Source organism: Pseudoalteromonas lipolytica (assembly GCF_003515105.1).
GTDB classification, from domain to species: domain Bacteria; phylum Pseudomonadota; class Gammaproteobacteria; order Enterobacterales; family Alteromonadaceae; genus Pseudoalteromonas; species Pseudoalteromonas lipolytica.
In genome coordinates this window covers 3,414,370-3,433,254 of the sequence record NZ_CP032090.1, presented here as the reverse complement: position 1 = coordinate 3,433,254, position 18,885 = coordinate 3,414,370, and the positions used below count along the sequence as shown (strand labels likewise).

Below are 18,885 nucleotides of genomic sequence, written 5' to 3'. Positions count from 1 at the left end.
AACGTGACAGATTAAGACTGATTGCTTAAAAAGTGCGACAGGGGTGTCGCACTTATCTTATTGAACGTTATGACTGTGGTTGGCCGTAAATTTGCTCGGCACGATTAAACAATATCCACGAGGTCAAAATATACTTATCGTTTGAGATTGGCTTATTGCCACGGTGAGTGTGGGTAAAGTAGCCAGGAGCCACCACCATCGTTCCTTTCTTGGGCGATATTTTACGTTGTTGATAGTAAAATTCGGTTTCACCACCTTCCTCTACATCGTTTAAGTAAAACATAAACAACAATACGCGATGAAGCGCTTCGTTATGACCTACTTGCGGGTATACCTCACTGTGCCAGTATGGATAGCCCCCTTTATTGATGTCGTATTTTTGCGCCTGAATGTTACCCATTCTAAAAATTTGCTGGACTAGTAAAGGCAGTTGCGGCTTGCCGACTTCTTCAAAGTTGTCTTGGTTTAAGTCAACGGGTTGACCGGTTTTTGGGTGATAGACTTTTAATCCAAACGCGCCAATCATCATAAAAATATGCTCTTCGAGATACTTAAAGATGTACCCTGCGGTGGTTTGTTGAATATGTTTTAATTGTTCGGCGTATTCTGGGTGATTATTTAGGTATAAATCGCGGCTGTCTTTTTTAGATAAATCAACGCCACCAGAGGTAATGCCTTGTTTTAAATGCGGGCTTTGTTCAAATACCGTGATAAAATTATCGCAAAATTCTTTGCTAAGGGCGTTTTCGTATACGCGAATAAAGTCCGTCATGAGCTACCTTTAGTTTATATTTTTTATAGGGTTACTATGTTTATTGAATCAATCACGCCCCGATTTAGCGAAACGGATGTCTTAGGGCATATCAACAATACCGTACTCCCCGTGTGGTTTGAAGCCGCCCGTGCGCCTATTTTTAGATTTTTTACACCGGATTTAAATCCACATCAGTGGAAATTGATTATAGCTAAGGTTGAAGTAAGCTTTGTCGGAGAGTTGTTTTATGGCCACGATGTTGAGATAAAAACGAGTGTTGAGCATATTGGTTCAAGCTCCTTTGTATTACGTCAAGAAGCGTGGCAGCAAGGCACATGTTGTGCGGTGGGTAAAACGGTCTTGGTACGGTATGATTTTGCCAATAAATGTTCGCAAAAGTTAGATGAGCAAGAAAAAGCAGCACTTTCTGCACACTTATTCGTTTCTGAGTAGCCGTTTTTTGCCGACATTTCTGGGCGCTTGGGGTAAAATGTCGCTTCATTATTTTGACTGAGTAATTTTGGGTTACACGCAATGCTGTTAATGATCGACAACTATGATTCGTTTACCTACAACCTAGTGCAATACTTTCAGCGCTTGGATCAAGAGGTATTGGTTAAACGAAACGATGAGATAAGTGTTGCCGACATCAAGCAATTAAAGCCCGAACATATTGTCATTTCTCCTGGGCCTTGCTCACCAAATGAAGCCGGTATTTCGCTGCAAGTGGTTGAAGAGTTTAAAGGGCAGCTGCCTATTTTAGGTATCTGCTTGGGACATCAAACAATTGCGCAAGCATTGGGAGGTGAGGTCGTACGAGCACGACAGGTTATGCACGGTAAAACCTCCTTAGTGCACCATACAAACCAAGGTGTTTTTAAAGGCTTAGTCAACCCATTGACGGTATGTCGTTACCATTCGCTGGTGGTTGATAAACAGAGTCTTCCCAGTGAGCTCAGTATTACAGCGTGGACCGAACACAATACGCATTTTGATGAAATAATGGGAATAATGCACAAGGATCTCGCACTTGAAGGTGTGCAATTCCATCCTGAAGCAATTTTGACGCAACAAGGGCTTGAATTACTTGCCAACTTTTTAACTCGCTTCTAATCTTAAGCTAATTATTTACAAATATGAACGACAATACTGCTGTGCAAATGACCGATGAAATCCGACAACAAAGGACTGCGATGGTGCTTAATGAGCGTGCGCATGATCTTTTGCTTGGCCACAGTTTTGCACAGCGTCAGATTGGCTATATTCATACTTTAGAAATTGATTATGGCGAGCAAATGGAGCAGCGAACTTTATTAGAAGTTGAAGTTGCAGCGCAAAAGAAACGCCAAAAAAGCAGTACAGCGCACCATAAGTATCGTGCTCAAGCGAGTCAGCAATTACATCAAGTGATTGAAAATGCGATGAACAAGCAGCTGGAAGATATTGATTCAGTGGTACATGAAACCATTGGCATTCAAGACAGTGTGCCCGCTATTTTAGATATTCTTGCGACACGTTCAGCATCGGTAGGTCGCTTAGAGCCGTTAATTAAAGATTTAACCTGGCTTGGGCGTGAGCTCGTCGCGTTTGTTAATTTGCCATACTATCGCCAGCAACGCAGTAAACACACTTCCGTTAAAGTTGATAACCCGTTACTCGCATTGCGTTATATTGGTCTTGATAACCTGAAATTTGTGGTCCCGACATTCGCAGTACGTCACTGGATGCCTCACAGCACAGAACCCTTTCCTTTATTAAAGCGCCGCTTACGAGATAATTCAATGGCATGCGCTATTGCAGCACAAGAAATAGCAAAGCTAAACGGCGTTAATGAAGAACACGCGTTTACTTTAGGCATGTTATTGGATGTAGGGAAAATTGCCTTAGTAAGGCTCTATTTGCGCACTTTTGAGCGAGTGTGGCAACGCAAGGTGGCAATGGCGCGCGAAGAACAAAAGAAAGATTTGCATACTGCATTATTAGAGTTAAAACCCGATCCTTTATTTTTAAGTTCGTTATTAAGCAAATTGTCACTTAAAGTGACAGCCACCGTGATTGAGCAAATGGCATTTCGGTATTTGCCGTTTAACGCCGTTTTGCAGCAATTAACGACACCCCTTGCTAAAAATGATGAATACCTTCCTCTGACCCAAGTGATTTTAAAAGCACGGTGCTATGCGCAGTTTTTAAGCTTGAACGAACATCAGTTAGTTGAGAAAGATGAAGTTCAACGCTGGTTTACGCATTATGGTTTTACACAAAATGAGCTTGATGAACTGGCAAAATGCAACTTTGAGAACTTCCATATCCAAATTAATTAAAATAATTGTTAATTTTTTTGCGACTATTCATTCATTGTAAATGCTGAGCGATAGCAATATTTAGATAACGTGCCCATGCGTGGTTTGCTAGCAGCGCGCCTTTTAAGTGTATTTTGTATAAAAAACACCCCTCAAATAGTTATTCACTATCCATGAAAAAATATCTCAAACCCTTTATTTTCAAGGGCTGCATGAAAGTTTTCTAAGAGACAGATGGATTTTTTTCTGAAATAATGGATGAATGAAAATTGAACCAAAGAGTAATTAAGGTGATTTTACTCTAAGCTCAATTAGCTTAGTAAAATAGCTTAGTTTAGCTTTATAGCGCCGCTTAAGATGGCGTGTGCTTACGATAAAGAGGATATAAAATGACAGTCAATCGCGAATTATTTGATCACGTAATGGTTCCTAACTATGCACCATCAAGTGTTATTCCTGTGCGAGGCGAAGGCTCTCGAGTTTGGGACCAAGAAGGTCGTGAATTTATCGATTTTGCAGGTGGTATTGCTGTTAACTGCCTTGGCCACTGTCACCCTGCCTTAGTAAGTGCATTAAAAGAGCAGGGCGAGAAAATCTGGCATCTATCAAATGTGATGACCAATGAGCCAGCACTGCGTTTAGCTAAAAAGTTAACCGATGCAACGTTCGCAGAAAAAGTTTATTTTGCTAACTCTGGTGCAGAAGCAAACGAAGCTGCATTAAAACTTGCGCGTCGTTTTGCACTTGATAACTTTGGTGAGCAAAAATCACAAATTATCTCATTCAATAAAGGTTTCCACGGTCGTACATTTTTTACTGTAACAGTAGGTGGCCAGGCTGCCTATTCAGACGGCTTCGGTCCTAAGCCGGGCGATATCGTACATTGTGATTACAATGATTTAGCGGCTTTCGAAGCACTGATCAGTGACAATACATGTGCAGTTATGATGGAACCTCTACAAGGTGAAGGCGGGATCATTTCACCAACAAAAGAGTTTGTAAAAGGTGTACGTGAGCTGTGTACTAAGCACAATGCACTGCTAATTTTTGATGAAGTACAAACAGGTGTCGGCCGTACTGGTGAGCTTTATGCGTATCAAGGTTTAAATGTCACGCCTGATATTTTAACCACAGCTAAAGCGTTAGGTGGCGGTTTTCCTATTGGTGCAATGATCACCACAACTGATATTGCTCAGCACTTAAAAGTAGGAACACACGGTTCTACTTATGGTGGTAACCCACTTGCGTGTGCTGTTGCAGAAGCTGCATTTGATACGGTGAATACACCAGAGGTGTTAAGTGGCGTTAAAGAAAAATCGGCTTTATTCCGCGAACTATTAACTGCAATCAACGACAAGTACAACGTATTTAGTGAAATTCGTGGCGAAGGTCTACTACTGGGTGCAGTGGTTACTGAGCAATTCAAAGGCCGTGCAAAAGAGTTTTTAGTGGCAGGGACCGAAGAAGGCGTCATGTCATTAGTAGCGGGTGCAGATGTTGTTCGCTTTACTCCTTCACTTGTTATTCCTGACGCTGATATCCGCGAAGGTATGGCTCGTTTCGAAAAAGCAGTTGCTAAAGTCGTTAACGGCTAATCATTCAACTGACATATCAGGGCAAGCACTGCTTGCCCGCGTTCATAATTTACCGTTATTTATAAGGGAGCAAGCGGACTCATGATGATCCTTCGCCCAATCCAGCAAAGTGATTACCCAGCATTACTTAAAATTGCCCATGAATCAGGGCATGGTTTTACATCTTTGCCTAATAATGAAGAGTTGTTACAAAAGAAAATCGATCATTCACTGAGCTCATTTGCAAAAGTAGCCCAGCAGCCTGGTGATGAAGGTTACCTGTTTGTTCTTGAAGATAGCGAAACAGGCGAAGTAGTGGGTACTTCAGCCATCGAAGCCGCCGTGGGTTTAGATGACGCGTTTTATCATTATCATTTAAGTAAAGCGATTCATTCATCGCGTACACTTAACGTTTATAAAGCCGTTGATATCTTAACGCTATGTAATGATTACACCGGTGCAACAGAGCTATGTACATTGTTTTTGAGAGATGGTTACCGCAAAAATAACAATGGTAAATTACTATCAAAAGCACGTTTTATGTTTATTAATCAACATAAAGAACGTTTTGCTGAAACAGTTATTGCAGAAATGCGTGGTGTGTCAAACGAGAATGGCGAAAGCCCATTTTGGCAATGGCTTGAAGAGCACTTTTTCTCAATGGATTTTCCAACAGCCGATTACCTGACGGGAATAGGTCAAAAAGTATTTATTGCCGAGTTAATGCCTAAATACCCAATTTACGTGAATCTATTAAGCAAAGATGCGCAAGCTGTTATTGGTCATGTGCATGATAATACTCGCCCAGCTATTGAGCTGTTGAAGAGTGAAGGTTTCACTTTTAACGGCTACGTTGACATTTTCGATGCGGGTCCTACGGTTGAAGCTAAAGTGGATAATATCGCTACGATTCGTAATTCAAGAAAGGTGCAGGTCGAAATAGGTCAAAGCCAAGGCGACACCACCGTGATGCTCGCTAATGATAAACTGACTGACTTTAGAGCCACAGTGACACAAATTAATCTACCGTGTGATGTCGATACAATTACCCTTTCAAGTGAGCTTGCAAAAGCCCTTCACTTAGAAGCTGGCGACACCGTATCAGTTGCAAAACTATAGAATTTAGGAGACACAGTAATGACGCATGCAGCGCAATTTATTAATGGTCAATGGCAAGCAGGCCTTGGTCATGCATTCAACTCTGTAAACCCTGCAAATAATGATGTTATTTGGCAAGCAAATACAGCCACGGCTGAGCAAGTAGACAGTGCTGTAAATGCCGCGCGCCAAGCTTTTTATAGTTGGGCGGATAAATCATTTGCAGAACGTTTAGCTATTGTTAAAACGTTCGCTGAAACGCTTAAAGAGCATAGTGAAGAGTTAGCGCTGATCATTGCGCAAGAAACAGGTAAACCGTTGTGGGAAACTCGCACTGAAGCAGGCGCCATGGTGGGTAAAATTGCGATTTCTGAAAAAGCGTTTTTAGAGCGTACCGGCGACGTTGAAAACCCCATGCCACAAGGCCGTGCGATGATCCGTCATAAACCACATGGTGTTGTTGCCGTTTTTGGTCCGTATAACTTCCCGGGTCATTTACCAAATGGGCATATTGTTCCAGCATTACTAGCGGGTAACACGGTTGTATTTAAACCTTCTGAGCTCACTCCCGCTGTTGCAGAGCTGACTTTAAAACTGTGGCAAAAAGCAGGTTTACCTGATGGGGTTATTAACCTTGTTCAAGGTGAAGTTGATACAGGCAAAGCGCTTGCGGCGCATAAAGGCATTGACGGCTTATTCTTTACGGGGTCATCGCGTACAGGTCATATCCTACATGAACAATTTGCAGGTCAACCGGGTAAAATCCTTGCTTTAGAAATGGGGGGGAATAACCCGCTTATCGTGACTGACGTTGCGGATACTAAAGCTGCTATTCACGATATAATTCAATCTGCGTTTATTTCTTCAGGCCAACGTTGTACCTGTGCGCGTAAGTTATTCTTACCTGTGGGCGAGCAAGGTGACGCCATCTTAGCGGGTCTAATAAAAGCAACCAAAGCGATTAAAGTCGGTGAATATGATGCTGATGACCAGCCATTCATGGGCTCTATGATTTCAGCTGCGGCTGCCGCGGGTATGGCTGCAGCACAACAGCAATTAGTAGAACTAGGTGCTGACGTATTAGTTGAGTTAACGCATACAGAAAATACCGGCTTTGTAACGCCAGGCATTTTAGAGTGTACAAACGTGACTAATTTCCCTGATGAAGAGCACTTTGGTCCACTTCTTAAAGTTTTCCGCTTTACTGATTTTGATGCTGCCATTGATAAAGCAAATGACACAAGCTTTGGTTTATCAGCGGGTCTATTAAGTGACAATGCAGCTGATTACGACCACTTCTTACGTCGTATTCGTGCTGGTATTGTTAATTGGAACCGCCCAATTACGGGTGCATCGAGTGCGGCTCCGTTTGGTGGCATTGGTGCGTCTGGTAACCACAGAGCAAGTGCATATTATGCAGCAGACTACTGTGCATACCCTGTTGCGTCAGTTGAGCTTGAAAAAGTGGCTATGCCAGCCACATTAAGCCCTGGCTTAAAAATAGACTAAATCAGTATTAATGATTATAAAAAGCAGCTTCGGCTGCTTTTTTTGTATTGGCTTTATAGCAAAGGTAGCAATTAAAAGCGCTTTCTGCTTAAATCTATAGAGTTAGTCATTTTATTAGGTGTGCAGTCGTATGGTTTTAGATAGGCAAGGGTACGATGATCTTGTCATGTATCTCACTCAAAATTTAGCGCTATTTGAGAAGCCAGGTCAAATAAAGCCAGGAGCTCCAACGGTGCTAGAGCTAATTGAAGACGTGATTGCCGAGAATGTCATGCTGCTTTGCGAACAGCATACAGAATTGAATACCGAACAACGCAGCCAAATCGTTCGCGAAGTCGATGGCATCGTTTATGACTTACAAGAAGTACTAAGCAGTGTCACAAATCAACCTGTTACTGTTGAGCAACACGCCTTTATAGATGAGTTTGCTGGACTTGTAAAAAACTTATTCGATACAGCCGTTGCTGAAAGTGCGTAATCTCCTTTAACACCTAATATCGTTTTTCGATTGCATCTGAGTGTGACTTGCTTACAATCAAGCAAAATAACTTTTAGAGATAAAATAAATGCAAGCGAATGTAAAATGGGTAGAAGGTGATACCTTTATTGGCCTTTCAAATTCAGGTCACAATGTCGTTTTTGATGCGGGTAGTGACAGTGCTGCACCAAGTCCAATGGAAATGGTATTAATGTCGGCAGGGTGTTGTTCATCTGTTGATGTTGTTAGTATTCTTAAAAAAGCGAAGCAATCATTTTCTGACGTGCAAGTAAAGCTCAGTGCTGAGCGTGCTGAATCTGCTCCTCGTGTGTTTACCAAGATTCATCTACATTTTGTGGTTACTGGCGATAACGTGTCTGAAAAACACCTTGCGCGTGCTGTTCAATTGTCTGCAGAAAAGTATTGTTCTGTAGCCTTAATGCTTGATAAAACAGTAGAAATTACACATAGCCATGAAGTTGTGGAAGAACAAGTAAAATAACGCTTTTTCCAAACGCAAAATTCGTATAAAATCCGCGAACTTTTATTTCTGCTGGTGCAGGTTTCACTCGTTTAAAGGTTGGTTTAGCATGAATAAACCCTTCGATAAAATTAAGCTTCATGGCTTTAATAATTTAACTAAGAGCTTAAGCTTCAGTATTTACGATATTTGCTACGCGAAGACTGAACAACAGCGTAAAGAATATATTGAATATATCGACGAACAGTACAGTGCTGATCGCCTTACCGATATTTTAGGTGAAGTAGTGGACATTATTGGTGCAAACATTTTGAATGTTTCTCGCCAAGATTATGATCCGCAAGGTGCCAGTGTAACAATTCTGATCTCAGAAGAGCCAATTGAGCAGCAAACAACGTACGACGTTGATGAAGCGCCGGGTCCACTTCCTGAAACTGTGGTAGCACACTTAGATAAAAGTCATATCTGTGTTCACACGTACCCAGAAGCGCACCCTGATGATGGTATTTGTACTTTCCGTGCTGATATCGAAGTATCAACGTGTGGCATTATTTCGCCACTGAAAGCGTTGAACTTCTTAATTCACAGCCTTGAGTCAGATGTAGTAACAATTGACTACCGTGTTCGTGGTTTCACGCGTGATGTTGATGGTGTGAAACACTATATCGACCATGCGATCAATTCTATTCAGAATTACATGACTGAAGATACAAAAGAAGCGTACCAAATGATGGACGTAAACGTGTATCAAGAAAACTTGTTCCACACTAAAATGATGTTAAAAGAAACCGACTTAAATACCTATTTATTCGGTGTATCTACATCTGATTTGTCAGAAGACGAAGAAGAAGAGATCCGCTCTAAGCTAACACGCGAGATGCAAGAAATCTTCTACGGTCGTAACTTACCTGACACTGAGTAGTCACTGGTAACGTATTAAAAAAACGGCGCATAAAATTATTATGCGCCGTTTTTTATTTTATAAGCAGTAACTCAGTTTGTCTGCCATTTAGATACCACACCCCTGATTTATCGAAAAACGCATCTTCTTCGAGCATAATTCGAATTTCTTTATTCCATTGTTTTATAAAAACGGCGTTGTTTAATTCAATCGAATACGCGGTATTTAAGTGCAGTGGATAGTCGCCATCGCCAGCAACCCCTTGTTGTGAATCCCACATGCCCAGCGTTGTTCCCGCAGCATGGCCATGGTAACCAATAGGGTGGGTGTATATTGTGGGCTTTAACCCTTGAGCAATCGCCTCTGCACGAGACTCTTTTAGTACTTCATTACCCGTTTTACCGGCTGCAAAGTGTGAGGTGAAAATATCTTGTAATTGATTGCCACTTTTTAAGGCATTCACTAAATAGTCTGGTGCCTGCGTTTCGTTTTCTTTTAACACGTAAGCATGTTGTTGAGTGTCAGTGTTCAAGCGCAAATAGGTAATGCCAAAATCAACATGCAGTAGATCACCCGCTTGAATAATGTGCTCATTATCTTTGCTAAAGCTTGTTTCATGATCAAACGTTTTTTTATCGGCACGCTGTATACTGACACTGGGGTGAAACCATGTTTGCAGTTTTAATTCTCTTACCCGCTCTCTAAACCACCAGGCTAAATCGTTTGTGGTTGTTTCACCTACCTTTATCACTTTGCTTGAGAAGCCCTCAGCAATAATTTGATGCGCAATAGCCACTGCCTTTTTATACATGTCTACTTCTTCAGGTAAACGTTGCTCGAGCCACTCAATAGCGAGAGGTTCAGCAGAAATGAGCTTATCAAGGTATTTTTTAGGGAGTGCGCTTTTAAGATTATTAAAATCACCGACGACAAGACCATCGGCATGTGCCCAGTTTTGAGAGGTGTTTAGGGCAATATTTTTAGGTTGGTATGTTTCAATTATGTCATTTAGAGCAAGCCATTGATCAGGTTGCTTTTGTTTATCCCATGACTTTTTGAATACCTTGCCGATTTTATATGGCGCGATAGCGTGCGCATCAACCCCACCTTGTTGGTTTCGAGCAAACACCAAAATGGTGGTGCGTCTGGCTGATAACCAAGTCGCAGGCAGCATTGTTTTTAAAATAGGATCTTCGTTATATTCTCTACTGATTAGCAGCCACATATCAATATTATGTTGCTTCATTAAAGGGGGCAGTAACGTTTTTACTCGTAATTCAGTCATTTTATCAATAAATTCAGCGCGCGCTTTCATTGGTAAAATATCGACCGTATTTGCGCTTAATGGTAGGGCTAATAAGGCACAAAATAATGAAATAACCGTTTTTTTGTTATTAGTCATGGGTTAACTCTTTTTATTGTCAGTGTCTTTAGAACATAGCAATAATAAATAGACAAGACGATAAGATTAAGATGAATAACAGGTTTCTATCTACGGGGTTGCTTGCTACAGTAAATTGATAGATTGCTCAAGAATGACTAAACCAATGATTGAACATCAGTTATTTAAAGCCGAACAAATAAGAACGAATGAAGCCATTGCGGCTAAACGCTGCGGTGTTGAGATGTACACGCTTATGGAACGTGCTGGTCAGGCTGTGTTTATGCATAGCGTGAACTACTTTGCGGACGCGTTGCATTATGTGGTGTTGGTCGGCGTTGGAAACAATGCAGGTGATGGCTACATCGTTGCAAATTTGGCTAAACAAGCAGGAAAAAACGTGACAGTGATAGCCGCTGTACCTGACAAACCCTTGTCAGGAGATGCACTCACCGCACAACAAGCTTGGTTAGATGCCACAGGCGAAATCGTGACAGACTTTGCTGTGCTTGAACAGGCTGATGTTATCGTTGATGGTTTGCTTGGTACGGGTATTCAAAGTGACGTTCGCTCGCCATTTAGTGAGCTGATAAACGCGGCGAATAATAGCCAAGCGCCCATTATAGCTATCGATCTACCCTCTGGTATTCATGCCGATACTGGCGCCGTTCAAGGTATTGCAATTAAAGCGACTGTTACTGTGACCTTTGTGGGTATTAAACAAGGTTTGGTAACGGGGCAAGGGCGCGCGCATGCAGGGCAATGTGAGTTTGCAGATTTAGGCATTGCTGATGCATTTGCGTTGCTGTGCTCACCCTGTGCTTTGCTTATTAATCAGCAAACAATCAACTCACTACCAGCGCGTGATAACAATAGCCACAAAACCAGCCATGGTAAGTTATTGTGCATTGGCGGTAATGCAGGTACAGCAGGTGCTATTCGCTTAACGGCAGAAGCGGCACTGAGAACAGGTGCGGGTATGGTTAAGGTGTATACGCATACCAGCTCAATTCTCAGTGTAAGTATGGGAAGGCCAGAGTTAATGGTCACAGACGCTAATCTAATTGCTTCTCTTGAATGGGCAAGCTGTATTGCCATAGGCCCCGGTTTGGGGCTTGATAGTTGGTCTGAGGCTACCTTTGAAACAGTCATGCAGTACTGTTTCACCAATAATAAACCCTTAGTTATTGACGCCGATGCACTTAATTTAATTGCCCAACATGCGTCGTCATTTCCACTGACAAACACGGTTATCACTCCTCACCCCGGTGAAGCCGCACGGCTGCTTAATTGCAGCACCTCAGACATAGAAACTGACCGTTTTGCAGCGGTCAAACGTTTAGCGCACAGCTATACCACAACCTGCGTACTAAAAGGGGCTGGCACATTAATTAGCAATAACAATAAAACCTGGGTCTGCACAGATGGTAATCCAGCCCTTGCTGTTGGGGGGAGTGGAGATGTACTCACTGGCGTTATTGCAGCCCTAATTGCACAAGGGCTAGATACTCAGCAAGCAGCCTGCCGAGGGGTCTGCTTACATGCAAAAGCGGGTGATATCGCCGCTGAGCGTGATGGTGAGCGTGGTATGTTGCCAAGTGATTTGTTTATGATAGTCAGAGAGTTAGTTAATTCACCTTAACAAGCCATAAATTAAAGGGCCAATTTCATTTATGCCTATTCGCCTCATAAACAGCTCACAATCGTTGAGTATTATTGCGGGTTGTATCAGAGTGTTTCAAAATGATGGGCTCTTGTGTCGACAGTGTGGGTTTTATTTTTTAGTCATTAGTTATAAATTAAACAATATGTAGCACGGTTAATAGTCGCGTTGCTATTACATGTATACCCACTGTTTGGATTAAAATAATTAAAAGGATTTATATGAATAAAGCGGTTAATTTATACTTGCCTCTACTCGTGAGTGGCATAGCCTTAGTCACTGCAAGTGTGAGTGTGCAAGCTGACAGCTCTCACCCAGTACAACACTTTCCAAAAACAGCAACCCAGTGGAAAGCCACTACACAAAAAGATATTGAAGCTGCTTATCAGCAATCAGTCGATAATCACCCCGGCATGTTTGATAGCGATAACCCAGGGTTTCCACAATTACTGTTTAATGCCAAGCAACACGCTTTAATGCTTGCCGACCAAGTAGAAAATGCACAAGGTTACGCAGCCGCAATTGCACGTTTTAATTCGGTTTTGCAAGATGGTCACGCTGGGGCAGTTGCACTGTTACCTGACGACGTTAAGTTGCCACGACGCTGGCCCGGATTTTCTGCAGTATGGCGTGGTGATGGCTTAAAAGTGTATTACAGCGAGCATGATAAAGTAACGAAAGGGGATAAAATAGTGCGCTGTAATAACACGCCTATTGAACCCTTAATGCGCGATACCCTGTTTAAATTTTATGGTGAAGTTGATCAACCCGGTCATTGGTGGAACCAAGGATGGCGATTATTAGTGGATGATGGAAACCCATTTCTAACCCCCTTTAAAAGTTGTGATTTTGTGAAAGTCAGTGGCGCGACGTATAGCGTTAGACTTGAATGGTCTGAGCGACCAAAAAATGTTCGCCAGCACTTAGTAAATGCTTACAATGGTGATGAGCTCGAGGTAGGCCTACACTGGGCAACTCAAGAGATTGCTTGGGTAGCAATGCCTTCATTTTCACCAAATGAAGAACAAAAAGCACGTTACCGACAACTCTTCACTGATTTAGCCGAGCAGCGTGAACAGTTGCTAACGGCTAAAGCGGTGATATTAGATCTTCGCCATAATCAAGGCGGCTCAACATATTGGAGTATGAAAATTGCTGAGCAACTTTGGGGGCCGCAGCATGTGACATCGCGAAGAGAGCAGTTAGCTAAAAATACACGCGTTTGGTGGCGAGCATCCAAAGATAATACGCAATACCTTGAGTCATTAAAAACAAAAGTGCAAGACCAGCCCGAGGTCTTCGCTATAGTAAAACAAGTCTCAGCAGGTATGCAGACGGCGTTAGATATGGGTGAACCTTTTTATATTGAGAAGAAGCCAGCAACGACACCGGTCTTAGATGAAATATCTGAAAGCGATTTTAACACTAAAGCCATCGTTATAGTGCCCGGACAATGTGCCAGTGCGTGTCTAGATGCAATCGATACTTTTAAGTTATTTTCAAATACAGTGTTATTTGGTGCGCCGAGCAGTGCTGATTCAACCTATATGGATGTTCGATTTGTTGATACTCCCTCAGGATTAAGCAAAGTGATAATCCCTAACAAAGTTTATGTAAACAGAGCGCGCGGTAAGGGGGATTTTTACTGGCCTGATATTCCATACCATGGCGTTGACTGGACAACAGAGGTTTTATTAGAACACATTGAGCGTGTTATAAAGTAAAGTGATCTGTAGAGATAAAAAACCCAGCCGAAGCTGGGTTTTTTAAGCGAAGTGCTTGGAGTGGACTACATCATGCCGCCCATTCCACCCATGCCGCCCATGCCACCCATATCAGGGGCACCAGCGTCATCTTTTGGGATTTCAGCAACCATTGCTTCAGTTGTGATCATAAGACCCGCGATTGAAGCAGCGTACTGTAGTGCAGAACGCGTTACTTTAGTTGGGTCTAGGATACCCATTTCGATCATGTCGTTGTATTCGCCAGACGCTGCGTTATAACCGTAGTTACCTTCACCGCCTTTCACATTGTTAACAACAACAGATGCTTCGTCGCCTGCGTTTGTAACGATTTGACGCAGTGGTGCTTCCATCGCACGAAGTGCAACTTTAATACCGTGACTTTGGTCTTCATTGTCACCAATTAAGTCTACCAGCTTGTTTGCAGCGCGCACTAATGCAACACCACCACCCGGTACAACACCTTCTTCAACCGCTGCGCGAGTTGCGTGTAATGCATCTTCTACGCGGTCTTTCTTCTCTTTCATTTCGATTTCAGTTGCTGCGCCAACTTTGATTACTGCAACACCGCCAGCTAGTTTAGCCATACGCTCTTGTAGTTTTTCTTTATCGTAGTCAGACGTTGCTTCTTCGATTTGTGCTTTGATTTGTGCAACACGGCCATTGATACCGTCTTCTTCACCTGCGCCATCGATGATTGTTGTGTCATCTTTAGTGATCACAACGCGCTTCGCTGTACCGAGGTCTTCAACTGTTGCTTTTTCAAGTTCTAAACCGATTTCTTCAGAAATTACAGTACCACCCGTTAAGACTGCGATGTCTTGTAGCATTGCTTTACGACGGTCGCCAAAACCAGGTGCTTTAACTGCAGATACTTTAACGATACCGCGCATGTTGTTCACAACAAGCGTTGCAAGTGCTTCACCTTCAAGGTCTTCAGCAATAATTAATAAAGGCTTGCTTGCTTTAGCAACCGCTTCTAATGTAGGTAGTAACTCACGGATGTTAGATACTTTTTTATCTACAAGTAGAATGAATGGGTTATCAAGCTCTACAGCGCCTTTTTCTGCGTTGTTGATGAAGTAAGGAGACAGGTAACCGCGGTCAAACTGCATACCTTCAACAACGTCTAATTCGTTTTCTAGTGACTGACCTTCTTCAACAGTGATAACACCTGAATCACGACCCACTTTTTCCATTGCTTCAGCAATAATGTTACCAATTTCGCTATCAGAGTTAGCAGAAATAGTACCTACTTGGGCAATCGCTTTTGTGTCAGCACAAGGAACAGACAATGCTTTAAGCTCTTCAACAGCTGCTGTAACCGCTTTGTCGATACCGCGCTTAAGATCCATTGGGTTCATGCCTGCAGCAACTGCTTTTAAGCCTTCGTTTACGATAGCTTGCGCTAATACGGTTGCAGTTGTTGTACCGTCACCTGCAGCGTCATTCGCTTTTGACGCTACTTCTTTAACCATTTGTGCGCCCATGTTCTCGAACTTGTCTTCAAGCTCGATTTCTTTTGCAACAGACACACCATCTTTAGTGATGACTGGCGCACCGAATGATTTGTCTAAAACAACATTACGGCCTTTAGGGCCTAAAGTTACTCTTACTGCGTTTGCTAAAATATTTACGCCTGTTAGCATTTTGCCACGTGCGTCACTTGCAAAAAGTACTTCTTTTGCTGCCATGATTTAATTCCTCTTAAATTCTGTAAACGGGTTGCTAAACGAAAAGTAGGATTAACCTACAATGCCTAGAATGTTATCTTCACGCATGATCAGGTACTCTTGACCTTCGATCTTTTCAGCTTTTTCAACATAAGAGCCAAACAGCACAGTGTCACCGGCTTTTACTTCTAATGCTCTTACCTCACCGTTGTCTAATACACGGCCATTACCAACAGCGATAACTTCTCCGCGCGTTGATTTTTCAGCTGCAGAGCCAGTTAAAACAATACCGCCAGCAGACTTAGTTTCTTCTTCTAGACGCTTAACGATGACGCGATCATGTAAAGGACGAATGTTCATTTATTTAGTTCTCCTAACAGTTTCTGAACAGTACAGAAAAAATCTTGTGTTATGCAGGGGAGTGCTAAAGCCACCCGTTGCGTTTCATTGCCTTCAATAATGGGGGTGGCTTAAAAAAATCCAAGTATAAAAATTAAAAATTTTTAATCTTTTCGCTCAAATTCGCCATCAATGGTTGTTGGCTGGTGAGTTGGCTCTTCATGTTGGCTGGTTTTACTATGATATTGAAAGTGTGCAGCGCCTTGATTCATTTGTGAGCTCATACGCACAGTCGCTTGACTGGCAAGGCCTGCCGCCAATTTATTGCGCACTACTGGCGTTAATAATAAAAAGCCAAACACGTCGGTCATAATACCAGGGGTCATCAGTAAGACACCGGCGATAATCACACACAGACCGGTAAATAACTCTTTTGCAGGCATTTGCCCTTGCGCCATTTGCAGTTGTACGTTTTGAATAGCACCGATACCTTGCTGCTTTACAAGTTTTGCACCGACAATCGCGGTGACAATGACAAGCGCTATGGTTGCAAAGCCGCCAATGACTTCACTCACTTGAATGAGCAGTGCAATCTCAACAATCGGCACTAAAATAAATAATAAAAACAAAAATCTAAACATAACGCTCTCTAAAAATGTCGCTCTTTTTTGAGTCAGTGAAATATAAATATGGGTGATCAGGTCTTTTTTCAAGGTAGAACCAAGGATCATTGAGGCCGCTACACATTGTAGTGACTATCGGCTACTATGGTGCGACTCATGTAATCAAATAAAGGTTCCTTATGACTACGCATTTTCGACTAATTTTTACTACCTGTGCAAATGAGAATGAAGCGCGTCTGCTGGCTCAGCACCTAGTTAAAGAAAAGCTAGCGGCCTGTGTGAACATTTTGCCGACCATTGAATCTATTTACATGTGGGAAGGTGAAGTGACTCAAGCCAAAGAGAGTAAGTTACTGATCAAAACAAAATCAGAAAAAATGAATGAGGTGATCCAAACTATCAAGAAGTTGCATAGTTATGAGGTGCCAGAAATTCAGGTCGTTGATGTCGCAACAGGCAATTTAGCCTATTTTAATTGGATGGATGAGGTACTTAATTAATGCGATCGTTCTTTTTATTACTCTGCGCACTGTGGTTATTGCCAGCCAGTGCAAGTAATAGCAATTTACTCGGAAATTTACTGCAACAACCAGCAGAACACACTTTTCTTCCTGTGGATCAGGCCTTTGTTTTTGATTTTGATCAGCAAGGTAACACCCTCTTCATTGGCTGGGACATAGCGCCAGACTATTACTTATATAAAAAGAAAGTCGAAATAATTGCCAAAGGAGCTGATATTGAAATTCCAGACCTTGGCAAAGGTGAAATAATCGAAGATGAGTTTTTTGGCAGAACCGAGGTTTTTTTTGATTCCTTAAGTATCATCTCAAAATTAAGCAACGTGACAGAAGATGCCGTTGTAAAAGTGCGATTTCAGGGCTGTGCAGAGGCTGGCTTATGTTATCCGCCAGAAGTTAGAACCATCCCTCTTTCAGTCATCGCCGGTGAGCAGGTTACCGACAGTGCATCTGCGGGTAATGCATTAGCGGCATTAACAGCCAATACTGAGTCTTTAGAAAATGTAGAGCCTTCGAAAACAGAACAAAAAAATACATCTGCAGCTCCCAAGGGGGAGCAGTCTTATACAGATAAATTAGCCTCACAGGGATTACTGACTAATTTAGTGATTTTCTTCTTGGTGGGTGTGGGTCTGGCCTTTACGCCGTGTGTTTTTCCGATGTTTCCAATTTTATCGAGCTTAATAGCAGGCCAGCAAAACCTTTCAACGAAAAAAGCATTTTCATTATCTTTTGTCTATGTACAAGGTATGGCGGTGACATATGCTGCGTTAGGTTTGGTGGTTGCTTCACTGGGTGGACAAGTTCAAGGGTATTTACAGCACCCAACCGTACTGATTAGCTTTAGTATTTTGTTTGTATTGCTGGCCATGTCGATGTTTGGTTGGTACGAAATTAAATTGCCAAGCGGCATGATGAATAAGCTCACTCAGGTGAGTAACCAGCAAAAAGGCGGCAACTATGTTGGCGTGTTTATGATGGGGGTGTTGTCGGGTTTAATCGCGTCACCTTGTACCACGGCACCGTTATCAGCAGCCCTGCTTTATGTTGCACAAAGTGGCGACTACTTGGTAGGCGGCTTGACGCTTTATGTACTCAGCTTAGGTATGGGCTTACCGTTATTATTACTTGGCACGTCAGGTGGTAAATTACTTCCTAAAGCTGGCGGTTGGATGGAACAGGTTAAAATCTTGTTCGGCTTTATTATGTTGGTTGTGCCACTCATTTTATTAGAGCGAATTGTTGATATTGAAATCATTTGGTTGATGGCCGGTTTACTTGCACTTGCAACCGCGTTGTATTTACACCATTGGCAAAGTGGTCAGTCGCAAAGTAAGCTAAAAACGGTTTTATGGTTTGCGGCAACGTTATTAGTCATTACAGGGGCTTCGTTAACGAAAAACTACTTTTGGCCGACTAAAGCAGTGGTTACTAATGTGGCAGAGCAAAACCACGGCTTTACACAAGTGGCTAACCTAGCAGAGCTTAAAGATAAAATTAGTGATGCAAATAGCCAAGGCCGTTTAGTGATGGTGGACCTGTATGCCGATTGGTGTGTTGCGTGTAAAGAATTTGAGCATTACACCTTTCCAGATGCCAATGTGCAAAGTGAGTTTGCTCATTTTGAGTTAATTCAAATTGATTTAACCGAAAGTGATGCAAAAACCATTGAGTTAATGGAAGAGTACACGGTGTTTGGTTTACCAAGTATTTTGTTTTTTGATACCCAAGGTAACGAGTTAGCCGAGCAACGAGTCACGGGCTTTTTAAATGCGAAAGACTTTGCCGAACATTTAGCAAAAGTACGAAATAACGCAAAATAAACGGTTAATTGCATCGAACAAGCTGAAC

At 42.3% G+C, this 18,885-nt stretch carries 18 protein-coding genes; 13 read left to right on the top strand and 5 right to left on the bottom strand.

The window, feature by feature from the left end; genetic code table 11:
- Positions 1-67 precede the first annotated feature (67 nt).
- On the bottom strand, positions 68-772 hold the full coding sequence (locus D0907_RS15405; RefSeq protein WP_065979402.1) for a 2OG-Fe(II) oxygenase: 705 nt from the start codon (positions 770-772) through the stop codon (positions 68-70).
- A gap of 36 nt (positions 773-808) precedes the next feature.
- Here D0907_RS15405 and D0907_RS15400 point away from each other — a divergent pair, with 36 nt between their 5' ends.
- From D0907_RS15400 to speD, 9 genes are all read left to right on the top strand, one after another.
- Positions 809-1,207, top strand: a complete 399-nt coding sequence (locus D0907_RS15400) for an acyl-CoA thioesterase (RefSeq protein ID WP_036973381.1) — start codon at positions 809-811, stop codon at positions 1,205-1,207.
- Between the two features lie 81 nt (positions 1,208-1,288).
- Positions 1,289-1,867 (top strand): anthranilate synthase component II, encoded by a 579-nt coding sequence (locus tag D0907_RS15395; protein ID WP_118844719.1) that lies wholly within the window; start codon positions 1,289-1,291, stop codon positions 1,865-1,867.
- A 47-nt stretch (positions 1,868-1,914) separates the two neighbouring features.
- Positions 1,915-3,075 carry an HDOD domain-containing protein gene (locus tag D0907_RS15390; protein ID WP_036973752.1) on the top strand — a complete coding sequence of 387 codons (1,161 nt, stop codon included), beginning with the start codon at positions 1,915-1,917 and terminating at the stop codon, positions 3,073-3,075.
- Between the two features lie 368 nt (positions 3,076-3,443).
- The gene (locus tag D0907_RS15385) at positions 3,444-4,649 is read left to right on the top strand and encodes an aspartate aminotransferase family protein (RefSeq protein ID WP_036973379.1); all 1,206 of its coding nucleotides are present in this window, start codon (positions 3,444-3,446) and stop codon (positions 4,647-4,649) included.
- Positions 4,650-4,730: 81 nt separating this feature from the next.
- Complete coding sequence (gene astA, locus D0907_RS15380) at positions 4,731-5,747, top strand: arginine N-succinyltransferase (protein ID WP_036973377.1); 1,017 nt, start codon at positions 4,731-4,733, stop codon at positions 5,745-5,747.
- An 18-nt stretch (positions 5,748-5,765) separates the two neighbouring features.
- A complete protein-coding gene (gene astD / locus D0907_RS15375) occupies positions 5,766-7,235 on the top strand; it encodes a succinylglutamate-semialdehyde dehydrogenase (RefSeq protein ID WP_065979401.1) in 1,470 nt (489 codons plus the stop codon).
- A gap of 130 nt (positions 7,236-7,365) precedes the next feature.
- Entirely contained in the window at positions 7,366-7,713 is a 348-nt protein-coding gene (locus D0907_RS15370; RefSeq protein ID WP_065979400.1) for a DUF3802 family protein, read from the top strand.
- Positions 7,714-7,801: 88 nt separating this feature from the next.
- A complete protein-coding gene (locus D0907_RS15365; RefSeq protein ID WP_036973371.1) occupies positions 7,802-8,215 on the top strand; it encodes an OsmC family protein in 414 nt (137 codons plus the stop codon).
- An 88-nt stretch (positions 8,216-8,303) separates the two neighbouring features.
- Complete coding sequence (gene speD / locus D0907_RS15360) at positions 8,304-9,116, top strand: adenosylmethionine decarboxylase (protein ID WP_036973370.1); 813 nt, start codon at positions 8,304-8,306, stop codon at positions 9,114-9,116.
- A 52-nt stretch (positions 9,117-9,168) separates the two neighbouring features.
- On the opposite strand, the gene D0907_RS15355 is transcribed toward speD, so the two are convergent.
- Positions 9,169-10,497 carry a M24 family metallopeptidase gene (locus D0907_RS15355; RefSeq protein WP_065979398.1) on the bottom strand — a complete coding sequence of 443 codons (1,329 nt, stop codon included), beginning with the start codon at positions 10,495-10,497 and terminating at the stop codon, positions 9,169-9,171.
- A 145-nt stretch (positions 10,498-10,642) separates the two neighbouring features.
- On the opposite strand from D0907_RS15355, the gene D0907_RS15350 reads away from it, so the two are divergent.
- Both D0907_RS15350 and D0907_RS15345 read left to right on the top strand, forming a co-directional pair.
- Positions 10,643-12,118, top strand: coding sequence for an NAD(P)H-hydrate dehydratase (locus D0907_RS15350; protein ID WP_118844826.1), 1,476 nt, complete (start codon positions 10,643-10,645; stop codon positions 12,116-12,118).
- Between the two features lie 242 nt (positions 12,119-12,360).
- A complete protein-coding gene (locus D0907_RS15345; RefSeq protein WP_118844718.1) occupies positions 12,361-13,863 on the top strand; it encodes a S41 family peptidase in 1,503 nt (500 codons plus the stop codon).
- Positions 13,864-13,928: 65 nt separating this feature from the next.
- Here the strand turns inward: D0907_RS15345 and groL are convergent, their stop codons facing one another.
- From groL to D0907_RS15330, 3 genes are all read right to left on the bottom strand, one after another.
- On the bottom strand, positions 13,929-15,575 hold the full coding sequence (gene groL / locus D0907_RS15340; protein WP_075594292.1) for a chaperonin GroEL: 1,647 nt from the start codon (positions 15,573-15,575) through the stop codon (positions 13,929-13,931).
- A gap of 51 nt (positions 15,576-15,626) precedes the next feature.
- On the bottom strand, positions 15,627-15,914 hold the full coding sequence (locus tag D0907_RS15335) for a co-chaperone GroES (RefSeq protein ID WP_036973362.1): 288 nt from the start codon (positions 15,912-15,914) through the stop codon (positions 15,627-15,629).
- A 143-nt stretch (positions 15,915-16,057) separates the two neighbouring features.
- Positions 16,058-16,534 (bottom strand): FxsA family protein, encoded by a 477-nt coding sequence (locus D0907_RS15330; RefSeq protein WP_036973751.1) that lies wholly within the window; start codon positions 16,532-16,534, stop codon positions 16,058-16,060.
- A 161-nt stretch (positions 16,535-16,695) separates the two neighbouring features.
- Between D0907_RS15330 and cutA the strand changes: the two genes are divergently transcribed.
- Both cutA and D0907_RS15320 read left to right on the top strand, forming a co-directional pair.
- A complete protein-coding gene (gene cutA / locus D0907_RS15325; RefSeq protein ID WP_036973361.1) occupies positions 16,696-17,016 on the top strand; it encodes a divalent-cation tolerance protein CutA in 321 nt (106 codons plus the stop codon).
- Complete coding sequence (locus D0907_RS15320; protein WP_118844717.1) at positions 17,016-18,857, top strand: protein-disulfide reductase DsbD; 1,842 nt, start codon at positions 17,016-17,018, stop codon at positions 18,855-18,857. The genes cutA and D0907_RS15320 overlap by 1 nt, the downstream gene beginning before the upstream one ends.
- Positions 18,858-18,885 lie beyond the last annotated feature (28 nt).